Source organism: Pseudomonas sediminis (genome assembly GCF_002741105.1).
GTDB lineage: Bacteria > Pseudomonadota > Gammaproteobacteria > Pseudomonadales > Pseudomonadaceae > Aquipseudomonas > Aquipseudomonas sediminis.
Genome location: NZ_NIQU01000006.1, coordinates 252,676 through 270,396, shown reverse-complemented (window position 1 = coordinate 270,396; position 17,721 = coordinate 252,676). Strand labels below are relative to the sequence as shown.

Here is a 17,721-nt window from a genome sequence, read left to right as displayed (position 1 = left end):
GCGGGTAAGGCTTATTCGTCCATCTGCGACTGCAGGTAGTTCTGCAGGCCTACTGCTTCGATCAGGCTGAGCTGGGTTTCCAGCCAGTCGATGTGATCTTCCTCGGAGCAGAGGATTTCTTCCAGCAACTCACGGCTGGCGTAGTCACCAATGCTCTCGCAATAGGCTATGGCAGCCTTCAGGTCACCATGGGCCTTGTGCTCGATCTTCAGGTCGCATTCGAGCATTTCCTTGGTGTTTTCACCGATCAGGATCTTGCCCAGGTCCTGCAGGTTCGGAATGCCCTCGAGGAACAGGATGCGCTTGATCAGCTTGTCGGCGTGCTTCATCTCGTCGATGGACTCGTGGTACTCATGCTCGCCGAGTTTTTTCAGGCCCCAGTCTTCATACATGCGCGCATGCAGGAAGTACTGGTTGATGGCGACCAGTTCGTTACCAAGAATCTTGTTCAGGTGTTGAATGACCTTCTTGTCGCCTTTCATGACCGCTCCTGCAGTTTCAATGACAGTGATAGCCTTGAATTTTCGGCCTCGTTCTTCTTTATGTCAAACCTAAGTGTTTGAAACATAAGTAAAAATAAAACCGAATAAGAATGTTTTTATTCCGCATCATGGCGCCAAGTTATTGAATTGACGCAATAAATAAGTTGCTGAAAGTTCAGGCATGACGCCATCGGGCAACTAGCGCCGGTATTTTATTTTTTCGCGCCCATAAAAAAGCCCCGCAAAGCGGGGCATGGGGCACGCAGAATTCAGGCGGCATGAGCCGAATGCGGGTCGCGGCTATTCAGGTAGTCCTGCAGACGTGTCTGCTGCGCCGGAGTCATGAACAGGCCCAGCTTGCTGCGCCGCCAGAGGATGTCGGCGCTGCTGCGCGCCCACTCTTCGCGGCGCAGGTAGTCCACTTCGCGGGTGTAGAGCCCGGCACCCAGGTGTTCGCCAAGGTCGGTGAGGTTGTGTACGCCGTCGAGCAGTCGCCAGGTGCGGCTGCCATAGCTGGTGGCCCAGCGTATGGCCAGGCTGGTGGGCAACCAGCCGTGGCGTTCGCAGAGTGCTTCAACCAGGGCGCTCTGGCTTTGCAGATCTTCGCCGCCGGGCAACGGGGCACTGGCTGTCCAGCTCGGGCCCAGTTTAGTGAAGTGCGGCGCCAGCTGTTGCATGGCGGACTCGGCCAGCTTGCGGTAGGTGGTCAGCTTGCCGCCGAATACCGACAGCAGCGGCGCTTCACCCGGAGCACCGGAGAGCGACAGGGTGTAGTCGCGGGTAATGGCCGACGGCTCATCGGATTCGTCGTCGCACAGCGGCCGTACGCCTGCGAAGCTGTGCAGCACATCGTCGCGGCTGAGCTGCTGTTTGAAATGGTCATTGACCACTTTGAGCAGGTAGTCAGTTTCCTCGGCGGTGATCGTGACCTGAGCAGGGTCGCCCTGGTATTCACGGTCGGTGGTGCCGATCAGGGTGAAACGTTCCAGATAAGGGATGGCGAAGACGATGCGGCGGTCTTCGTTTTGCAGGATGTAGGCCTGCTCGCCTTCGTACAGGCGCGGCACGACGATGTGGCTGCCCTGGATAAGACGAATGCCATACGGCGATTGCTGCTTGAGGTCGTCACGGATGAAGCGCGCGACCCAGGGGCCAGCGGCATTGACCAGCGCCCGCGCACGGATGGACAGCAGGCTGCCGTCGCTGCGCTCCAGGTGGATATGCCACAACCCCTTGCTGCGTCGGGCGCTGACGCAACGGGTGCGCGGGTGGATGTGCGCGCCTTTTTCCCGTGCGGCCATAGCGTTGAGCACCACCAAGCGAGCATCGTCCACCCAGCAGTCGGAATATTCGAAGCCGCGGCTGATCTCCGCCTTCAGCGGGCTGCCAGCGCCGAAACGCAGGCCGCGCGAAGCCGGCAGGCGCTCACGTTTGCCTAGGTGATCGTAGAGGAACAGGCCGGCGCGAATCATCCAGGCCGGACGCAGGTGCGGGCGGTGCGGCAGAACGAAGCGCATCGGTTTGACGATATGCGGCGCCTTGGCCAGCAGCACTTCGCGTTCGGCCAGGGCCTCACGCACCAGGCGAAACTCATGGTGTTCCAGATAGCGCAGACCGCCGTGGATCAACTTGCTGCTGGCCGAGGAGGTGTGGCTGGCCAGATCATCCTTTTCGCAAAGGAACACGGACAGGCCGCGACCGGCTGCATCGGCGGCGATGCCCGCTCCATTGATTCCACCGCCAACGACCGCGAGGTCATAGACTTCCGCAACGGGGCTGGCGAACTGGTCGTGGGGCATGTGGCACGCTCGGCTATTGGATTCGAATGTGTTGATGTTCACTTTCGAAAATATGCTAGACGAAGATGCGCAGCTTCGCTACCCCGGCACGCGATTGCGCGCCGAGCGGTATTGAGGGATCGTGTTTGCTGTAGTTGTAGAGCGGGTGCAATCCGCCGATACGTTGCCGGCGGGTTGCACCCGCCCTACGCGATAGCCGTTGAGAGACTAGTCAAACCAGGTCGAGCTGAACCTTGTGGCTGTGCAGCAGGCGGGTGATGGCAGCCGACGGCGCGCTGTCGGTGAAGACGCGGTCGACCAGGGCGATGGAGCCCAGGCGCACCAAGGCGTTGCGGCCGAACTTGCTGGAGTCGGCGGCGAGGAAGACCTGTCTGGCGTTGTCGATGATCGCCTGGGAAACCCGTACTTCCTGGTAGTCGAAGTCGAGCAGGCTACCGTCGTCGTCGATACCGCTGATGCCGACGATGGCGTAATCGACCTTGAATTGCTGGATGAAATCCACTGCGGCCTGGCCGACGATACCGCCGTCGCCGCGCACCGTGCCGCCGGCCACCAGCACCTCGAAGTCGGCCTTGGCGCTGAGCTGGGCGGCGACGTGCAGGTTGTTGGTGATGATCTTCAGACCCTTGTGGTTCTGCAGCTCGCGGGCGATGGCTTCGGTGGTGGTGCCGATGTTGATGAACAGCGAGGCGTGATCGGGGATCTGCGCGGCCACCGCCTCGGCGATGCGCTGTTTCTCCTCGCGCATCTGCCCCGCGCGCATGCCGTAGGCGGTGTTCTGGATGCTTGACGATTCGCAGGCCGCGCCGCCATGGGTACGGCGCAGCAGGCCGTGCTCGGCCAGCTGGTTGATGTCGCGGCGAATGGTCTGCGGGGTCACGGCGAACGCCTGGGCCAGTTCGTCGATGCTGACGTAGCCGCGTTCGCGGGCGAGGTTGAGAATGTCGTGCTGGCGCGGAGCGAGGTTCATGAGCGCTTCCTGTGATGGTCACTCATTATAGGGTGTGGCGGTGGTGGATTTGGGCCTGTTACTGTAAGGCATCTTTTATCGCGTTTTCACATTCGAACATGACTCCCGCAATCGATCTGTTGAAAAAGGCCAAGGCCGAACACCGCGTGCACAGCTACCAGCACGATCCCAAGGCGCCGTCTTACGGGCTAGAGGCGGCCGAGAAGCTGGGGCTGGCACCCGAGTGCGTGTACAAGACCCTGCTCGCAGCGACCGAGAAGGGCGAGCTGCTGGTGGCGGTCGTGCCGGTGGCGGGCAGCCTCGATCTCAAGGCGCTGGCAGCAGCTGCTAGGGCGAAGAAAGCGGACATGGCCGACCCGGCGGCCGCACAGCGCGCCACCGGTTATCTGGTTGGCGGTATCAGCCCGCTAGGGCAGAAGAAGCGCCTGCGTACCTTTATCGACGAAAGTGCACGCCAGCATCCCACCATTCACGTCAGTGGTGGCCGGCGAGGGCTAGAGCTGGAGCTTTCGGCCGAGACCCTGGCGCAGCACACTCAGGGGCAGTTCGCCGCTATCGGCAAAGCCTGAAGCGAGCAGTATGCTGCCAGCAAAATAAGCCAGTCTGCAGTCAACTGCAGTGAATGCTACCGATAACAACAAGGAATCTCGCATGACCCAATACCTGCTAGCCATCGACCAGGGCACCACCAGCTCCCGCGCCATCATCTTCAATGATCAGGGGCTGCCGGTTGCGCGTGCTCAGCAGGAGTTCAAGCAGTACTTCCCTCAGGATGGCTGGGTCGAGCACGACGGTGAGGAGATATGGTCCTCCACGCTCAAGGTTTGCCACGATGCCATTGCCAGCAGCGGTCTGCAGCCCGAGGCGATTGCCGCCATCGGCATCACCAACCAGCGCGAAACCACCCTGGTGTGGGATTCCGTCACTGGTACGCCCATCCATCCGGCCATCGTCTGGCAGGATCGCCGCACCGCCGACTATTGCGCCGGGCTCAAGGAGCAAGGCCACGAGGCGGCGGTCTCGGCCAAGACCGGCCTGCTGATCGATCCGTATTTCTCCGCCACCAAGCTGCGCTGGATTCTGCATAACGTGCCGGGCGCTCGTGAGCGGGCCGAGCGCGGTGAGCTGCGCTTCGGCACCGTCGACAGCTTCCTGTTGTGGCGTCTGACCGATGGCAAGGTGCACCGCACCGACGCCAGCAACGCCTCGCGCACGCTGATGTTCAACATCCACACCCAGCAGTGGGACGAAGAGCTGCTCAAGCTGTTCGAGATCCCGGCCAGCCTGCTGCCCGAGGTGCTCGACTGCGCTGCCGAGTTCGGTCACACCGACAGCGCGCTGCTCGGCGCCAGTATTCCGGTGCTGGGCATGGCCGGTGACCAGCAGGCGGCCCTGATCGGCCAGGCCTGCTTCGAGCCGGGCATGGTCAAGAGCACCTACGGCACTGGCTGTTTCATGATCCAGAACACTGGCGATCAGCCGGTGAGTTCGAAGAACCGTCTGCTGACCACGGTCGGCTATCGCCTCGATGGCAAGGTCACCTACGCGGTGGAGGGCAGCATCTTCGTCGCGGGCGCGGCGGTGCAGTGGCTGCGTGACGGTATCAAGCTGATCAGCCATGCGCGCGAGAGTGAGGCGCTGGCCGAGGCCACCGGTGAAGCCTGCGGCGTCTACCTGGTGCCGGCATTCACCGGCCTGGGCGCGCCGTATTGGGACCCGAAGGCACGCGGTGCCATCTTCGGTTTGACCCGCGATACCGGGATCAAGGAGATCGTCACCGCCGGCCTGCAGTCGGTGTGCTACCAGACCCGTGACCTGCTCGAAGCCATGCGCCAGGACGGCGCGGCGGCGCCCAGTGCGCTGCGTGTCGACGGCGGCATGGTAGAGAACAACTGGGTCATGCAGTTTCTCGCCGACATTCTCGGCGTCAGCGTCGAACGCCCGGAGGTCACCGAGACCACTGCGCTCGGCGTCGCCTATCTGGCAGGCCTGAAGCTAGGCCTGTACCAGGACCTGAACGCCATCGCCAGTCACTGGCATCGTCAGCAGCGTTTCGAGCCGCGGATGAACGAGGCGCACCGCGAACGGCTGTACGCCGGTTGGCTGGACGCCGTTAAACGCGTGCGCAGCGAAGCGTGAGAAATCCGGCCATGCTGAGCCGGATCGGTGCAGGCGTGCTGCTGTCGCTGCTGCTGTGCAGCAGCGGTCTGGCGTGGGCTGAGAAGCTGCTGATCGCTGGTGATCTCTGGTGCCCGATCAACTGTGCGGTAGATGCGGAGAAGCGCGGCATCTTCGTCGAGCTAGCCGAACAGATCTTTGCCGAGTCCGGCATTGAGGTGGAGTACCGCGTGATCAATTGGGCGCGCGCGGTGCACGATACCCGGCGCGGCAAGCTGGATGCGTTGATCGGCGCCGGGGTACAGGATGCGCCGGACTTCATCTTCACGCCTACGGCGCCCGGTTTGTCGCGCATGTGCTTCTACGCCTCCCGCGGTGGTACTTGGCGTTACCAAGGGCTGGTGTCTCTGCAAAGCGTGCGCCTCGGCGCGATCAATGGTTACAGCTATGGCGCCGAACTCGACCTGTATCTGCGCAATCACCATGACCCGTCCCAGGTGCAGGTGATGACCGGTGATCATGCGCTGATCAGCAACCTGCGCAAGCTGCGCCATGGCCGCATCGATGCGCTGGTGGAGAATGCCTGGGTGATGCAGGCGCTGCTCAGTGAGCGCTACCTGCATGGCGAGATCGTCGAAGTCGGCTGCCGGCAGCCGGATATTCCCATCTATCTAGCGTTCGCGCCGGGCCTGGCTGGTAGCCCGCGCTATGCCGAACTGTTCGAGCAGGGCCTGCAGCGCTTTCGCGAGGACGGGCGCCTGGATGAACTGTTACGGCGCTACGGCATCCGCTGAGGCGTACTGTTCGGGGAAAATACAGGCCCTCTGTACGTGGTTCGCCTGCGCTGAGCGCGGCATGCTCTGGTTCCCCTATCCTGATCAGGAATGCTTCATGCCTCTCGAATTTCACCAGATCGACGCGTTCACCGATCAGCCCTTCGCCGGTAATCCGGCCATCGTCTATCGCCTTGAGCGTTGGCTCGACGATTCACTGATGCAGCGCATCGCCGCTGAGCACAACCTGGCCGAGACCGCATTCGTGGTGAAAGAGGGCAGCGCCTGGCATATCCGCTGGTTCACTCCGGTCAGCGAGGTGCCGCTGTGCGGGCATGCCACCCTGGCGGCGGCCAAGGTGCTTTTCGACATCTATCGGGAACCGGCCGAGGTGCTGGATTTCACCTGCTTGTCCGGAGCGCTGCAGGTCACCCGGCAGGGCGAACGTCTGCAATTGGATTTCCCGGTGCGGCGCGCGGAGTTGGTGACGCGGGAATTACACGACCAGACCGAGCGTGCGCTGGAGCGCCAGGTGGAGCAGGTGCTGGCGCTAGGTAACGCCGATGGCAGCGTGCAGGAACTGATGGTGGTGCTGGATTCCGAGGCCGAGCTCCGTGAGCTGAAGCCAAACCTGCCCGCGCTGGCTACCTTGCCTGGGCTTGGCGTGCTGGTCACGGCAGCCGGGGCCCAACATGACTTCGTTTCGCGCTACTTCGCGCCCAGTATCGGTATCGATGAAGACCCGGTCACCGGTTCGACCCACTGCATACTTATGCCCTATTGGGTCGAGCGTCTGGGCCGCAATACGCTCAGCGCTTTCCAGTGCTCGGCGCGTGGCGGCGAGCTGCTTTGTCGTCTGGAGGGTGAGCGAGTGAAGATCGCTGGCCACGCGCGGCATATCGCCAGTGGCCAGCTGATGGTCTGATCAGTTGCTGCTGACCCGGCGTACGCCAGCTGATTCGCTCAGCTGCAATTGCGCGGCGACGCTGCCAAGGGCCGGGAAGGCAACCAGGTGGTCGGCGGCGATGCGGATGCCCACCTCGTCGCCCGGCTGGTGATCGGCATGACTGGGAAAGATCGATTCCAGCTGGCTGCCGGTCGGCAGCTGCAGGCGGTAGAGCGTGGCTGCGCCGAGGAAAGTTTTGCCGACGATGCGCGCCTTCAGTTCGCTGCTTTCGTCCGGAACGATGTCGTCCGGGCGTAGTAATACGTCCACCGCGCTGCCCTGCGCCCAGGTATAGGCACGGTTGCCGCGGATAATACCGAGTTCGGTCTGCACCGTTTCCGGGCTGAGCAACTGGCCGCGGATGAAATAACCCTGGCCAATGAAGCTGGCGACGAAAGGTGTCAGCGGCTCGTGGTACAGGTTGAACGGCGTATCCCACTGCTCCAGACGGCCATCCTTGAACACGCCGACGTGATCGCTGACAGCGAAGGCTTCTTCCTGATCGTGGGTCACCAGGATGGCGCTGGTGCCGCGCGTCTTGAGTATCTCGCGCACTTCATGGCTCAGGCGCCGACGCAGCTCGCCATCGAGGTTGGAGAAGGGCTCGTCGAGCAGCAGCAGCTTTGGCTCCGGTGCCAGGGCGCGGGCCAGGGCCACGCGTTGTTGTTGGCCGCCGGACAGTTCGTGGGGGTAACGCTTGGCCAGGTGCCCGAGCTTGACCAGCTCCAGCAACTCCTGAGTTATGCGCTCGGCATTGGCGTGCTTACGAATGCCAAAGGCGACGTTCTCCGCAACGCTCAGGTGGGGGAACAGGGCATAGTCCTGAAACACCATGCCGATCTGGCGTTTCTCCGGTGCCAGGGTGAAGCCGGCGCGGGAGATCACCTCGCCGTCGAGTTCGATCTCACCTTCGAGCACTGGCTCGAAGCCGGCGATGGCGCGCAGCGTAGTGGTCTTGCCGCAACCCGATGGGCCAAGCAGGCAACCGATATCGCCCGGGTTCAGGTGCAGGTCGAGATCCTGCACCACCTTATGGGCGTGGTAGCCGCAGTTCAGCCCGCGTAGCTGCAGCAGGGGCTGGCTCATGCGTGGTGGTACGCCGGTTCGACCAGCATCTCCAGCAGCGCCTTCTGTGCGTGCAGGCGGTTCTCGGCTTGGTCCCATGCAACCGAGCGCGGGTCGTCGAGCAGGTCGAAGCTGATTTCTTCGCCACGGTGCGCCGGCAGGCAATGCATGAACAGCACGTCTTCGGCGGCGGCGTCGAGCAGCTCGCGGGTGACCTGATAGGGGCGGAACAACGCCATGCGCTGCTCGGCCTCGTCTTCCTGGCCCATCGAGGCCCACACGTCGGTGCTGACCAGATGGGTGCCGGCCACCGCTTCGCGCGGGTCACGCAGCACCTGCACACGCTCGCCGGCCTGGGCCAGGAAACGTGCGTCCGGCTCATAGCCAGCAGGGCAGGCGACCTTCAGCTGGAAGTCGAACTGCATCGCCGCTTCGATGTAGGAGTTGCACATATTGTTGCCATCACCGATCCAGGCCACCGTCTTGCCGGCGATGCTGCCGCGGTGTTCGAGGAAGGTCTGCATGTCGGCGAGCAACTGGCAGGGGTGCAGGTCGTCGGACAGGCCGTTGATTACCGGCACCTTGGACTTGGCGGCGAACTCGGTGAGGTTGCTGTGGGCGAAGGTGCGGATCATCACCGCATCGAGCATGCTCGACATGACGATGGCGGCGTCGCCAATCGGTTCGCCACGGCCCAGCTGGGTATCGCGCGGCGAGAGGAAGATGGCCTGGCCGCCGAGCTGGATCATGCCGGCTTCGAAGGACAGGCGGGTGCGGGTCGAGGCCTTCTCGAAGATCATGCCCAGCACGCGGTTCTTCAGCGGCTCGAAGAGTACGCCACTGTTGCGCAGATTCTTCAGCTCGATGCCTCGGCGGATCAGTCCCACCAGTTCGTCCGGTGTGTAATCCATCATCGAGAGAAAGTGTCTGACGCTCATCGTTAACTACCTTTATCACTACATTTCGCAAGCTTGCGTTCGGGGCTAAAACCGACAAAAACAGCAGAGCTTGCGGCAGGAGGCCGCAGGGTGCGACGAAACAGGGGAAGGCGCGATCCTATAAGGAAATGACGAGACGGCGCAAGTTAACGCCTACGGGCGCGCAGAATGATGTTTTACAAGCCTTTTTAGCCAAAGCGCTGGCGCCAGTGATATTGAACGCAGTCGTGCCAGGGGCCACGTACGTGGTGCTGCTGAATCGGCAGGCTTGATGCCTGTCGATTCATGAGGCGAACGCTGCTGGCGTCGCCCTCTTGCTCGGCTCATAGTTCATGACCTGCGACCTGACCGGTCGTCTCGGATCAGAACAAGAGGCCAGGCCATGACCAAGTCCCTCCATTACCGTGCATGCCATCTATGCGAAGCCATCTGCGGCCTTGCCATCGAAACTGAAGCGCAGCCTGATGGCAGCACGCAGATTCGCTCGATCAAGGGCGATGCCCAGGATAGCTTCAGCCGTGGCCATATCTGCCCCAAGGCCGTGGCGCTGCAGGATATCCAGAACGACCCCGACCGTATTCGTCAGCCCATGCGCCGCATTGGCGAGCAGTGGCAGGCCATCGACTGGGAGGAGGCGTTCGAGCTGGTGGCTGAGCGCCTGAGCACGATTCAGGCCGCCCATGGGCAAAATGCCGTGGCGGTGTATCAGGGCAACCCCAGCGTGCATAACTATGGGCTGATGACCCACAGCAACTATTTCCTCGGTCAGTTGAAAACCCGCAATCGCTTTTCCGCCACCTCGGTCGATCAACTGCCGCACCACCTGACCAGCCATCTGATGTATGGCCACGGTCTGCTGATTCCGATTCCCGATATCGACCACACCGACTTCATGCTGATTCTGGGCGGCAACCCCTTGGCCTCCAACGGCAGCATCATGACCGTGCCGGATGTGGAGAAGCGCTTGAAAGCCATCCAGGCCCGCGGTGGCAAGCTGGTGGTGGTCGACCCGCGGCGCAGCGAGACCGCCGCCATCGCCGACCAGCACCTGTTCGTGCGCCCCGGTAGCGATGCCGCGCTGCTGCTGGCGCTGCTCAACACCCTGTTCGAGGAAGGCCTGACGCGCGACAGCCATCTGCCGGTGGAAGGGTTGGAACAGGTGCGCGAAGCGATTGCCGGCTTTGACGCCGAGGCCATGAGCGCCCGCTGTGGTGTGCCGGCAGAAACCATCCGCCAACTGGCGCGGGATTTCGCCGCCGCAGACAAGGCCGTGTGTTACGGACGCATGGGCGTTTCCACCCAGGCGTTCGGCACCCTGTGCCAATGGTTGGTGCAGATCATCAATCTGGTGACCGGCAACCTCGATCGAGCGGGCGGCGTGCTCTGCACCACGCCGGCGGTGGATCTGGTGGCGAGCACCTCCGGTGGCCATTTCAATCGCTGGCAGAGCCGGGTATCCGGCCTGCCGGAATACGGTGGCGAGCTGCCGGTTTCGGCGCTGGCCGAAGAGATGCTGACGCCGGGCGAAGGGCAGATCCGTGCCCTGGTCACGGTGGCCGGCAACCCGGTGTTGTCGACACCCAATGGGCGTCAACTGGAGCAGGCGCTGGACGGCCTGGACTTCATGCTCTCGGTGGATTTCTACATCAACGAGACCACCCGTTACGCCGACCTGATCCTGCCGCCGACCGCGCCGCTGGAGCACGATCATTACGACACCACTTTCAATGTGTTCGCGGTGCGCAACGTCACCCGCTTCAACGAGGCAATCCTGGCCAAGCCGGAGGGTGCCTTGCACGACTGGGAAATCTTCGTCGGTCTGGCCAAGGCGTTCGCGGCGCGCAATGGCCTTGAGCTGAAACCGACCATGGCGCCTGAGCAGATGATCGACATGGGAATGCGTTTCGGCCCCTATGGTGATCGCAGTGAGCGCAAGCTCAGTCTGGCTGCATTGCGTGAGCATCCGCATGGGGTCGACCTGGGGCCCTTGCAGCCGAACCTGGCCGCGCGCCTGAAAACGCCGAGCAAGGCGGTGCAGGCTGCACCTGAGTTGCTGCTCGCCGATCTGGCACGCTTCGCCGAACAGCCGCAGCCGGCAGCCGATGAGCTACTGCTGATCGGTCGTCGTCACGTGCGCAGCAACAACTCTTGGATGCACAACTATCACCGCCTGGTGAAGGGCAAGCCGCGTCATCAGTTGTTGATGAACCCGCAGGATCTGGCCAGTCGTGGCTTGGCCGATGGTCAGCGGGTACGGGTGCGCTCGCGAGTTGGCAGCATCGAGGTAGAGGTGGCAGCCAGCGATGAGGTGATGGCTGGCGTGGTCAGCCTGCCCCATGGCTGGGGGCATGCCCGTCCCGGCGTGCAGATGGGCATTGCGCGTGCCCAGCCGGGTGTCAGCGCGAATGACCTGACCGACGAGCGCCAGCTCGATGCGCTGTCCGGTAATGCGGTGCTTAATGGTGTGCCGGTGGAGGTGGTGGCTGCGTAACGACCTGCTGCGCGTCGGCCCTGCTGCGTTAAAAACAGGCTCGGAAAGCCGCTTGCGGCTAACGCGCTTTAGCGCGGCCCGAAGGGCGAACGAAGTGAGTACTGCTCATTTACAACTCGTAAAGTCGAACGCGACTCCGACCGCTCCTCGCCTGTTGGCTCGCTGGCGCTCACCCTTCGGGGCAGCCTTCGGCTGATACACCCGTTGGTCGTTGCGCCTTGCATGTCTCTAGCTCGCGAGGTCGTAAGCAGGTCTAGGGAGGACGGCAAGGCCGAGCATTATGCTCGGCTTTTCGCTACAATCGCGCCACCGTGGCGACCGTTGGGTCGCGAAGTCTATGCTGAGGTGCCCCATGGATATCATCGAAACCATCAAAGAGCAGATCGCCAACAACACTGTTCTGCTGTACATGAAAGGCTCGCCCAACGCGCCGCAGTGTGGCTTCTCGGCCCGTGCTGCTCAGGTCGTGATGGGCTGCGGCGAGAAGTTCGCCTACGTCGACATCCTGCAGAACCCGGAAATCCGCGCCAACCTGCCGAAGTACGCCAACTGGCCGACCTTCCCGCAGCTGTGGGTCGGCGGTGAGCTGGTCGGCGGTAGCGACATCCTCACCGAGATGTACGAGAAGGGCGAGCTGCAGACCCTGATCAAGGATGCTGTGGGTAAGGCCGACGCCTGATCACTGCATTTGCAAAAAAAGAACCCGCCTAGGCGGGTTCTTTCGTTTCTGCCATCTGCTGTCTATTTCTGCAGCCACTGGCCGTTCAGCTGGATGAACTGGCCCTTGGGCGTGCGCTCGATGGCCTTCTTGCCGGCGATGGCTTCCACGTCGTTCAGGCTGATACCGTTGTCCTGCGCGACCTTCTGGTATTCTGCGCGACGTGCCTGGTTGATCAGTCGGGCGATTTCATCGGCCTGGCCGCCGGCTTTGACCACGCCCAGATAGCCGTTGGGTTGCTCGCCGAGCTGGCCGCTGGCCTTGGCGTCGCCCAGCGCGCTCATGGCCTGGTTGAGGTTCAGTGCGTAGGCCGGCAGGCTGAGGGTGAGTGCCAGCAGCAGGGTCGAAATGTATCGAATCATCGTCTCTCTCCGTAGGACCTGTTCATGCCGAAACAGTGGGCTCAAAACAGACCGCTGCCTTCGCTAAATACACTGTCCAGCGCCTTGTCCACCTTGATGTAGATTTCGTGCTCGACCTTGACGTTCAGGTTGATGTTGATCGGTTCGTTCGGCATCGCCAGTTGTACCGTTGGGGTACAGGCCTGGCACAGCAGCCCCAGGCTCAGGACTGCGAGGAGGCGGTACGTGCGCATGGCGCTACTCCTTTGATTCTTGGGGGACACGCTGGCGCATCCATTGCTGAATCCGTTGCTGGATGATCCCACTCACCTTGTCGGTCAGTTGCAGGCTGGCCAGCAAGGCCGGAATGTCTTCTTCCAGATTGATATTGAAGTGGATGGGCCGGCCCTTCTCGATGGCCGGGTTCTGCCCATGCAGGCGCATACCTAGCTGCAGTGTGCCGGACTGATCATAGTCGACGCTACTGCTGAGCAGATCGTAGTGGAAGTCCTCCAGTGCGTCGGTGACCAGCTTCATACCCGGGTTGGCCTGGCCCATGGCGCGAATGCGCGGCGAGTGAAAACTCAGTTGCCCTCCTGGCGGCCTGGCTTCGATCAGGCCCTGTTCGATGCTGATGGCGCCGCCCAGGCGCAGCGGCAAGGTGCCGTCGATCAGCCCATTGCCGGCGAGCCCTTCGGCTGGATAGACGCGAAACAGCTCCTGCAGATCCAGGCCGCTGAGCTTCAGTGGCAGCAACTGGCTGGGGCGATCCAGTGCCCAGGTCGCTGGTTCCAGGCTCAGGCTGCCGCCAAGGATGCCCAGTTCCGCGCGTTGATGGCTGAAGCTGCCGGCCAGAGGGCGTTGCAGGCTGGCCTGATAACTGGCCTGCAGTTGCAAAGGGCCTAGGGCGATACCGGGGTCGAGCTGTTTCGCGCTCAGGCTCGGCAGCTCCAGTGTCAGGCGCTCGCCCGCGAGGCGCAGGTGCAATTCGGCGTCCACACCGCTCAGCGTGCTGCGGTCATAGATGCCGGCCAGGCCTTTGCCGCTGAGCTTCGCCCTCAGTTGCACGGGCTTGCCAGTGGGCAGGCTGAGGCTGGCGTCGGCCTGGATACGGCCATTATCCAGCGTCAACAGCGGCGGCCAGCTCGCTAGCGTATGGGCCAGCGGGTTGCCTGCGCGCAGGAAGAGTTCATCGACTGTGGCGTTCAGCCCCAGTGCATCGGCGGTGTTGTTCAGGCGCAGTGCCATGCTCAGCCCAGAGTCCGCCAGCAATGCACCATCGAGTGCCTGGCTGGCGCTGTCGGCTTCCAGCCGCCCTTGCCATTGCCAGCCCTGCGCCTGCAGTTGCGGGTGTTGCAGACTCTGTATGCGCAGCGTCAGCGGTCCGGACAGCATGGGTGAGCGTGGCGCGCCAGCAAGGTTGAGACCGGCGAGTGTCAGTTGAGCCTGCAGCAGCTCCAGATCGCTGCTGCGCAGGCGCTGGATTGCCAGGCGAGAGGTGCCGGTGGTCTTGAATTGCACCTGCTGCGTGGTTGCACTACCAGTCAGGCCCAGGTTCAGGTGCAGGCCATCGGCACGGCTGCCTGGCAGATCCGTGCGCTTGCTACGGGCGTCGAGTTGCAGCTGACGGACGTTCAGCGACCAGTCAGGGGATTGATGCAGACCGAGCTCGGCACTTGCTTGCAGCTTGAGCGCTCCCTGGCCGGCGAGCTTCAGTTGCACGGTCAGTTCGTTGTCGAGGCTGCTCTGCAGTAGCGTGAGCTGCATCTGCAACTTGTTGGGGCGCAAGCCACTTGGCAGGGCGGACAGCCAGGATGCGTCCTGCGTGTCGAGTAGCAGATTGCCGTGCAGCTTGCGCGCCTGCCAGGTGCCGCTGGCGTTGAGCAGGTCGAGCTGCAGTTCGCCGCTGATCATGCCGACGCTGGGCAGTGGCCAGGGTTGTGGCAACTGGGCATCGACACGCAGCCATCCCGGCGCGGCCAGCAGCTCTTCGAGCTGGCGGGTGGTCTGTGGCAGCTGCAGTTGCCACTGAGCGATGATGCCGGCTTGCTGCGGCGTTGCGGGCAGGTTGGCTGCGTCGAGTGGGGTCCATTCGCTCAGCCAGGCGCCGACCCAGGCAATCTCCTGCAGAGGGGCGAGCAGCAGGTTGCCAGACCACTGCAGCGCATTGCCCTGGGCGAGGACATCGCTGTGCAGCTCCATTTGCTGCTGGTCGTCGAGGTGCAGGCTCATCTCCAACTGGCGTGTGCTGTCCGGCGTACTGTCCAGACCCTGCAGGCGCGCGTGTAGCCGTGCACTGTGCGTCTCACGCTCAAGTTGCAGGTGCAACTGCAGTGCATCGTCCAGGTGCTGCAGGCTGAGGTTGCCGTCGAGCGTGCATTGACCGCCATGGCAAGGCAGCTGCGCGTGGGCGTCGCGCACCTCGATCTGTCGTGGCAGCCATGGCAGGGTGTTGAGCGTGCGCTCGACGAGGGCACCGAGGTCACTGTCGGCCTGGTTTGGCGTCGCTGCCGGGGCGGGTTGCCAGGCAACTTGCAGGCCTTGGGCAAGCAGGCGATAGCGCGGCGCCTCGCTGGCCAGCCATTCGAGTTGCAGTTGGCTGGCCTGTGCACGCAACTCACCGCTCTGACGCTGGGTCATACGCACATCGTGCAACTGCACGCCGCGCCAGGACAGGCTCAGGCGTTGCCAGTCCAGCTCGATGTGCTGCTCCTCGAGCAGTTGTTGCAAGCGGTAGCCGGCATAGCAGGCGAGTAGCGACAACACTGCCAGAGTCGCTACGCAGATGCTCAGCCAGAAACGCCGGCGGCTCATGAGTTCTCCTTGCCAGATGCCGTGCAGGGGACGGTAACCCATGCTCGGGTGGGTGCCAAGCAGCTTTCCGTGCTATTGTGTGTTTACAGCTTTTTTTGATTTATTTGTTCTAAACACGCGTAGGAGGACATGATGAGTGCAGTGACTCGCAGCCAGCCTGACGCCGATGCGGTACTGGCCAAGGCCTTGCTCAATACTCGTGAGCACCTGGGGCTGACCCAGCAGGAGTTGGCCGATATCGTCGGCGTCCATCGCAGTGCCATCAGCCGCTGGAACGAGCAGGGCGGTTTGCGCCCGCAAAGCAAGACCGGCGAACTGGCCCTGCTGTTGATACGCGCCTACCGCGCGTTGTTCGCCCTGTTTGGCGGCAATCAGCAGGATATGCGCCATTTCCTGCGTACCGAGAATCGCCATCTGGCTGGCGTACCGCTGCAGCAGATGAGTCAGGTGCAGGGGTTGGTGCGTGTCGTCGAGTATTTGGACGCCATTCGCGGCAAGGTCTGAGAGCCTGCTCAAAGCCTGCTGCGCGTCGGCCCTGCTGCGTTAAAAACAGACTCGGTAGGCCGTTTGCGGCCAACGCACGCTAGTGCGGCCTCGAAGGGGCGAGCGCAGCGAGTCATGCGAACGTACAAAAGTACAGTCGCGCGCGACTCCGACCGTTCCTCGCCTATTTTTGCCTTGCACGGCTCTAGCTCGCGATGCTTTGAGCAGGCTCTGCGCTTTAAGGAGGTATCGCCATGGACATCTGGCAACTATGCGACGGCGAGCGGCAGGTGCGACCGCTGCGCGGCAAGCTGTTGCGCATGGTGGAGAGCCAGGCGCAGGTCGCGACCCTGCAACTGGTGGATAACCTCGCCGAGCAGGCCCTGCTCGAGGAGTTGCTCGAGAACAGCAAACCGCCGCTGCCGGAGGCTACCGAGCCACTGCACTATCTGTTGAAGACGCCGTTTCGTTATCCACCGCTGCGCTGGGGTTCGCGCTTCGGCACCGTACACGAACCCAGCCTGTTCTACGCCGCTCAGCGCCTGGAAACGGCGATGGCCGAGGCTGCCTACTACCGTTTCGTCCTGTGGAATGGCATGGCCACTGCGCCGCCCAGTGGCCGCATCCTCTCCGAGCATTCCACCTTCGAGGCGCGTTATCGCGTCGAACGCGGTATCCAGTTGCACAAGCCACCCTTCGAGGGGCATGGCGTCCTGTTGGCTCACCCTAGCGACTACAGCGTGCCCCAGCGCCTCGGTGTGGCGATGCGTGCAGCGGGCATCCAGGCCTTCGAGTACCGCTCGGCGCGCTGCCCGGATGGTGGCAGCAATGTCGCGCTCTACGTGCCGGCTGCGTTTGCGGAGAAGCGCCCGCGCAATCTGACCGCCTGGTTGTGTGAAACCACGGGTGAGTACGTAGCGTTCAAGCATGCCCAAACTCCGGATCAACCGCGGCTGTTTCACTGGGAGCAGTTTCTGGTGCAAGGGCAATTGCCTCACCCCGCGTAACGCCTGCGCTGGTGCGGTAGATGCCCCGAAACAGAGCGCTGCGCGGATCTGTCGCAGGGAGTTGTGCACAATGCTGAAGCAGGCTGTCACATCACTGTCAGAAACGCCGCTAAGCGCTTGATTTTCCGTGGTTGATTTTTAAGTCAATGAAAAATATGCACTTTTTCCATTGGTGAAAAAATCGACAGTTTGACTGCGAGCCCCATGGCATCAGGCCTGTGAGTTCTTTCGCCCAAGTTGTGCACGGAGTTATCCACAGCTTCTGTGGATTGTGAGGGAACTCTTTCTAGCAGCCGTAATCGATCTGGCAGGCAAGGCTTTACCTTCGAGAAAAAAGGAGTAGAGTGGCGCGCCCCGGCAGTCACCCCCCTCTGTATTTATGCCTCGCGCTTTACCTGCTTCATCCTCTGCGACCCGTCCCGGTTCTTCTCGTCTGCCCATGCGCGTTGCGCTGTGGCTGCTCGACAGCCCGCGTCTGGGGCAAACCCCCAGTGTCAAACGCATCGCCGGCAACCTGCTCAAGCAGCCTGCGCGCAAGGGCTGTGTCCAGGCACAAAGCCGGTTGGGCCAACTGCTCTGCCGCGACTGCGGTAATACCCGTGATCGCCGCATCGGTTATGAGCTGCTGCGCCAGGCCGCGCGCGCGGGCGACCGTGGCGCCCAGCTGGAGCTGGAGCGTCTTTCACGCTGATTGCGTGCTGGCCCCGTGTAAATCGCCGGCGGGTATACTGCACGGCGGTCAAACATGGAGCGTCTATGCCAATCGATCCCCTCTC

17 protein-coding genes are annotated in these 17,721 nt (G+C 62.5%); 9 read left to right on the top strand and 8 right to left on the bottom strand.

The window, feature by feature from the left end:
• Positions 1–11: 11 nt before the first annotated feature.
• The 3 genes from bfr to CDO35_RS16370 all read right to left on the bottom strand — a co-directional run bounded on the left by bfr (position 12) and on the right by CDO35_RS16370 (position 3,251).
• On the bottom strand, positions 12–482 hold the full coding sequence (gene bfr / locus CDO35_RS16380; protein ID WP_003462607.1) for a bacterioferritin: 471 nt from the start codon (positions 480–482) through the stop codon (positions 12–14).
• A 269-nt stretch (positions 483–751) separates the two neighbouring features.
• Positions 752–2,281 (bottom strand): glycerol-3-phosphate dehydrogenase, encoded by a 1,530-nt coding sequence (gene glpD / locus CDO35_RS16375; protein ID WP_099525749.1) that lies wholly within the window; start codon positions 2,279–2,281, stop codon positions 752–754.
• 211 nt (positions 2,282–2,492) lie between these two features.
• A complete protein-coding gene (locus CDO35_RS16370) occupies positions 2,493–3,251 on the bottom strand; it encodes a DeoR/GlpR family DNA-binding transcription regulator (protein WP_099525748.1) in 759 nt (252 codons plus the stop codon).
• Between the two features lie 98 nt (positions 3,252–3,349).
• On the opposite strand from CDO35_RS16370, the gene ybaK reads away from it, so the two are divergent.
• The 4 genes from ybaK to CDO35_RS16350 all read left to right on the top strand — a co-directional run bounded on the left by ybaK (position 3,350) and on the right by CDO35_RS16350 (position 7,067).
• Positions 3,350–3,820, top strand: a complete 471-nt coding sequence (gene ybaK / locus CDO35_RS16365) for a Cys-tRNA(Pro) deacylase (protein ID WP_099525747.1) — start codon at positions 3,350–3,352, stop codon at positions 3,818–3,820.
• 82 nt (positions 3,821–3,902) lie between these two features.
• Complete coding sequence (glpK, locus tag CDO35_RS16360; RefSeq protein WP_099525746.1) at positions 3,903–5,390, top strand: glycerol kinase GlpK; 1,488 nt, start codon at positions 3,903–3,905, stop codon at positions 5,388–5,390.
• 11 nt (positions 5,391–5,401) lie between these two features.
• Complete coding sequence (locus tag CDO35_RS16355) at positions 5,402–6,163, top strand: substrate-binding periplasmic protein (protein WP_099525745.1); 762 nt, start codon at positions 5,402–5,404, stop codon at positions 6,161–6,163.
• A 97-nt stretch (positions 6,164–6,260) separates the two neighbouring features.
• A complete protein-coding gene (locus tag CDO35_RS16350; RefSeq protein ID WP_099525744.1) occupies positions 6,261–7,067 on the top strand; it encodes a PhzF family phenazine biosynthesis protein in 807 nt (268 codons plus the stop codon).
• Here CDO35_RS16350 and CDO35_RS16345 read toward each other — a convergent pair whose 3' ends face one another.
• Together CDO35_RS16345 and argF are read right to left on the bottom strand one after the other, a co-directional pair.
• Positions 7,068–8,174, bottom strand: a complete 1,107-nt coding sequence (locus CDO35_RS16345; protein ID WP_099525743.1) for an ABC transporter ATP-binding protein — start codon at positions 8,172–8,174, stop codon at positions 7,068–7,070.
• Complete coding sequence (gene argF, locus CDO35_RS16340; protein WP_099525742.1) at positions 8,171–9,091, bottom strand: ornithine carbamoyltransferase; 921 nt, start codon at positions 9,089–9,091, stop codon at positions 8,171–8,173. The genes CDO35_RS16345 and argF overlap by 4 nt, the downstream gene beginning before the upstream one ends.
• Positions 9,092–9,473: 382 nt before the next feature.
• On the opposite strand from argF, the gene CDO35_RS16335 reads away from it, so the two are divergent.
• Complete coding sequence (locus CDO35_RS16335; protein ID WP_099525741.1) at positions 9,474–11,582, top strand: molybdopterin oxidoreductase family protein; 2,109 nt, start codon at positions 9,474–9,476, stop codon at positions 11,580–11,582.
• Positions 11,583–11,934: 352 nt separating this feature from the next.
• The gene (gene grxD / locus CDO35_RS16330) at positions 11,935–12,261 is read left to right on the top strand and encodes a Grx4 family monothiol glutaredoxin (RefSeq protein WP_074682640.1); all 327 of its coding nucleotides are present in this window, start codon (positions 11,935–11,937) and stop codon (positions 12,259–12,261) included.
• Between the two features lie 62 nt (positions 12,262–12,323).
• Here grxD and CDO35_RS16325 read toward each other — a convergent pair whose 3' ends face one another.
• Genes CDO35_RS16325 through CDO35_RS16315 form a run of 3 tightly spaced genes read right to left on the bottom strand, consistent with a single transcriptional unit; the run spans position 12,324 to position 15,455 of the window.
• Positions 12,324–12,662 (bottom strand): YdbL family probable chaperone protein, encoded by a 339-nt coding sequence (locus CDO35_RS16325; protein WP_099525740.1) that lies wholly within the window; start codon positions 12,660–12,662, stop codon positions 12,324–12,326.
• A 41-nt stretch (positions 12,663–12,703) separates the two neighbouring features.
• On the bottom strand, positions 12,704–12,895 hold the full coding sequence (locus tag CDO35_RS16320) for a YnbE family lipoprotein (protein WP_099525739.1): 192 nt from the start codon (positions 12,893–12,895) through the stop codon (positions 12,704–12,706).
• 4 nt (positions 12,896–12,899) lie between these two features.
• Entirely contained in the window at positions 12,900–15,455 is a 2,556-nt protein-coding gene (locus CDO35_RS16315) for an intermembrane phospholipid transport YdbH family protein (protein WP_099525738.1), read from the bottom strand.
• Between the two features lie 132 nt (positions 15,456–15,587).
• Here CDO35_RS16315 and CDO35_RS16310 point away from each other — a divergent pair, with 132 nt between their 5' ends.
• The 3 genes from CDO35_RS16310 (at position 15,588) to CDO35_RS16300 (ending at position 17,636) form a co-directional block, all read left to right on the top strand.
• Positions 15,588–15,959 carry an antitoxin Xre/MbcA/ParS toxin-binding domain-containing protein gene (locus CDO35_RS16310; RefSeq protein WP_099525737.1) on the top strand — a complete coding sequence of 124 codons (372 nt, stop codon included), beginning with the start codon at positions 15,588–15,590 and terminating at the stop codon, positions 15,957–15,959.
• A gap of 233 nt (positions 15,960–16,192) precedes the next feature.
• Entirely contained in the window at positions 16,193–16,945 is a 753-nt protein-coding gene (locus CDO35_RS16305; RefSeq protein WP_099525736.1) for an RES family NAD+ phosphorylase, read from the top strand.
• A 439-nt stretch (positions 16,946–17,384) separates the two neighbouring features.
• Positions 17,385–17,636, top strand: coding sequence for an SEL1-like repeat protein (locus CDO35_RS16300; protein WP_013716752.1), 252 nt, complete (start codon positions 17,385–17,387; stop codon positions 17,634–17,636).
• The last annotated feature ends 85 nt before the right edge of the window (positions 17,637–17,721 follow it).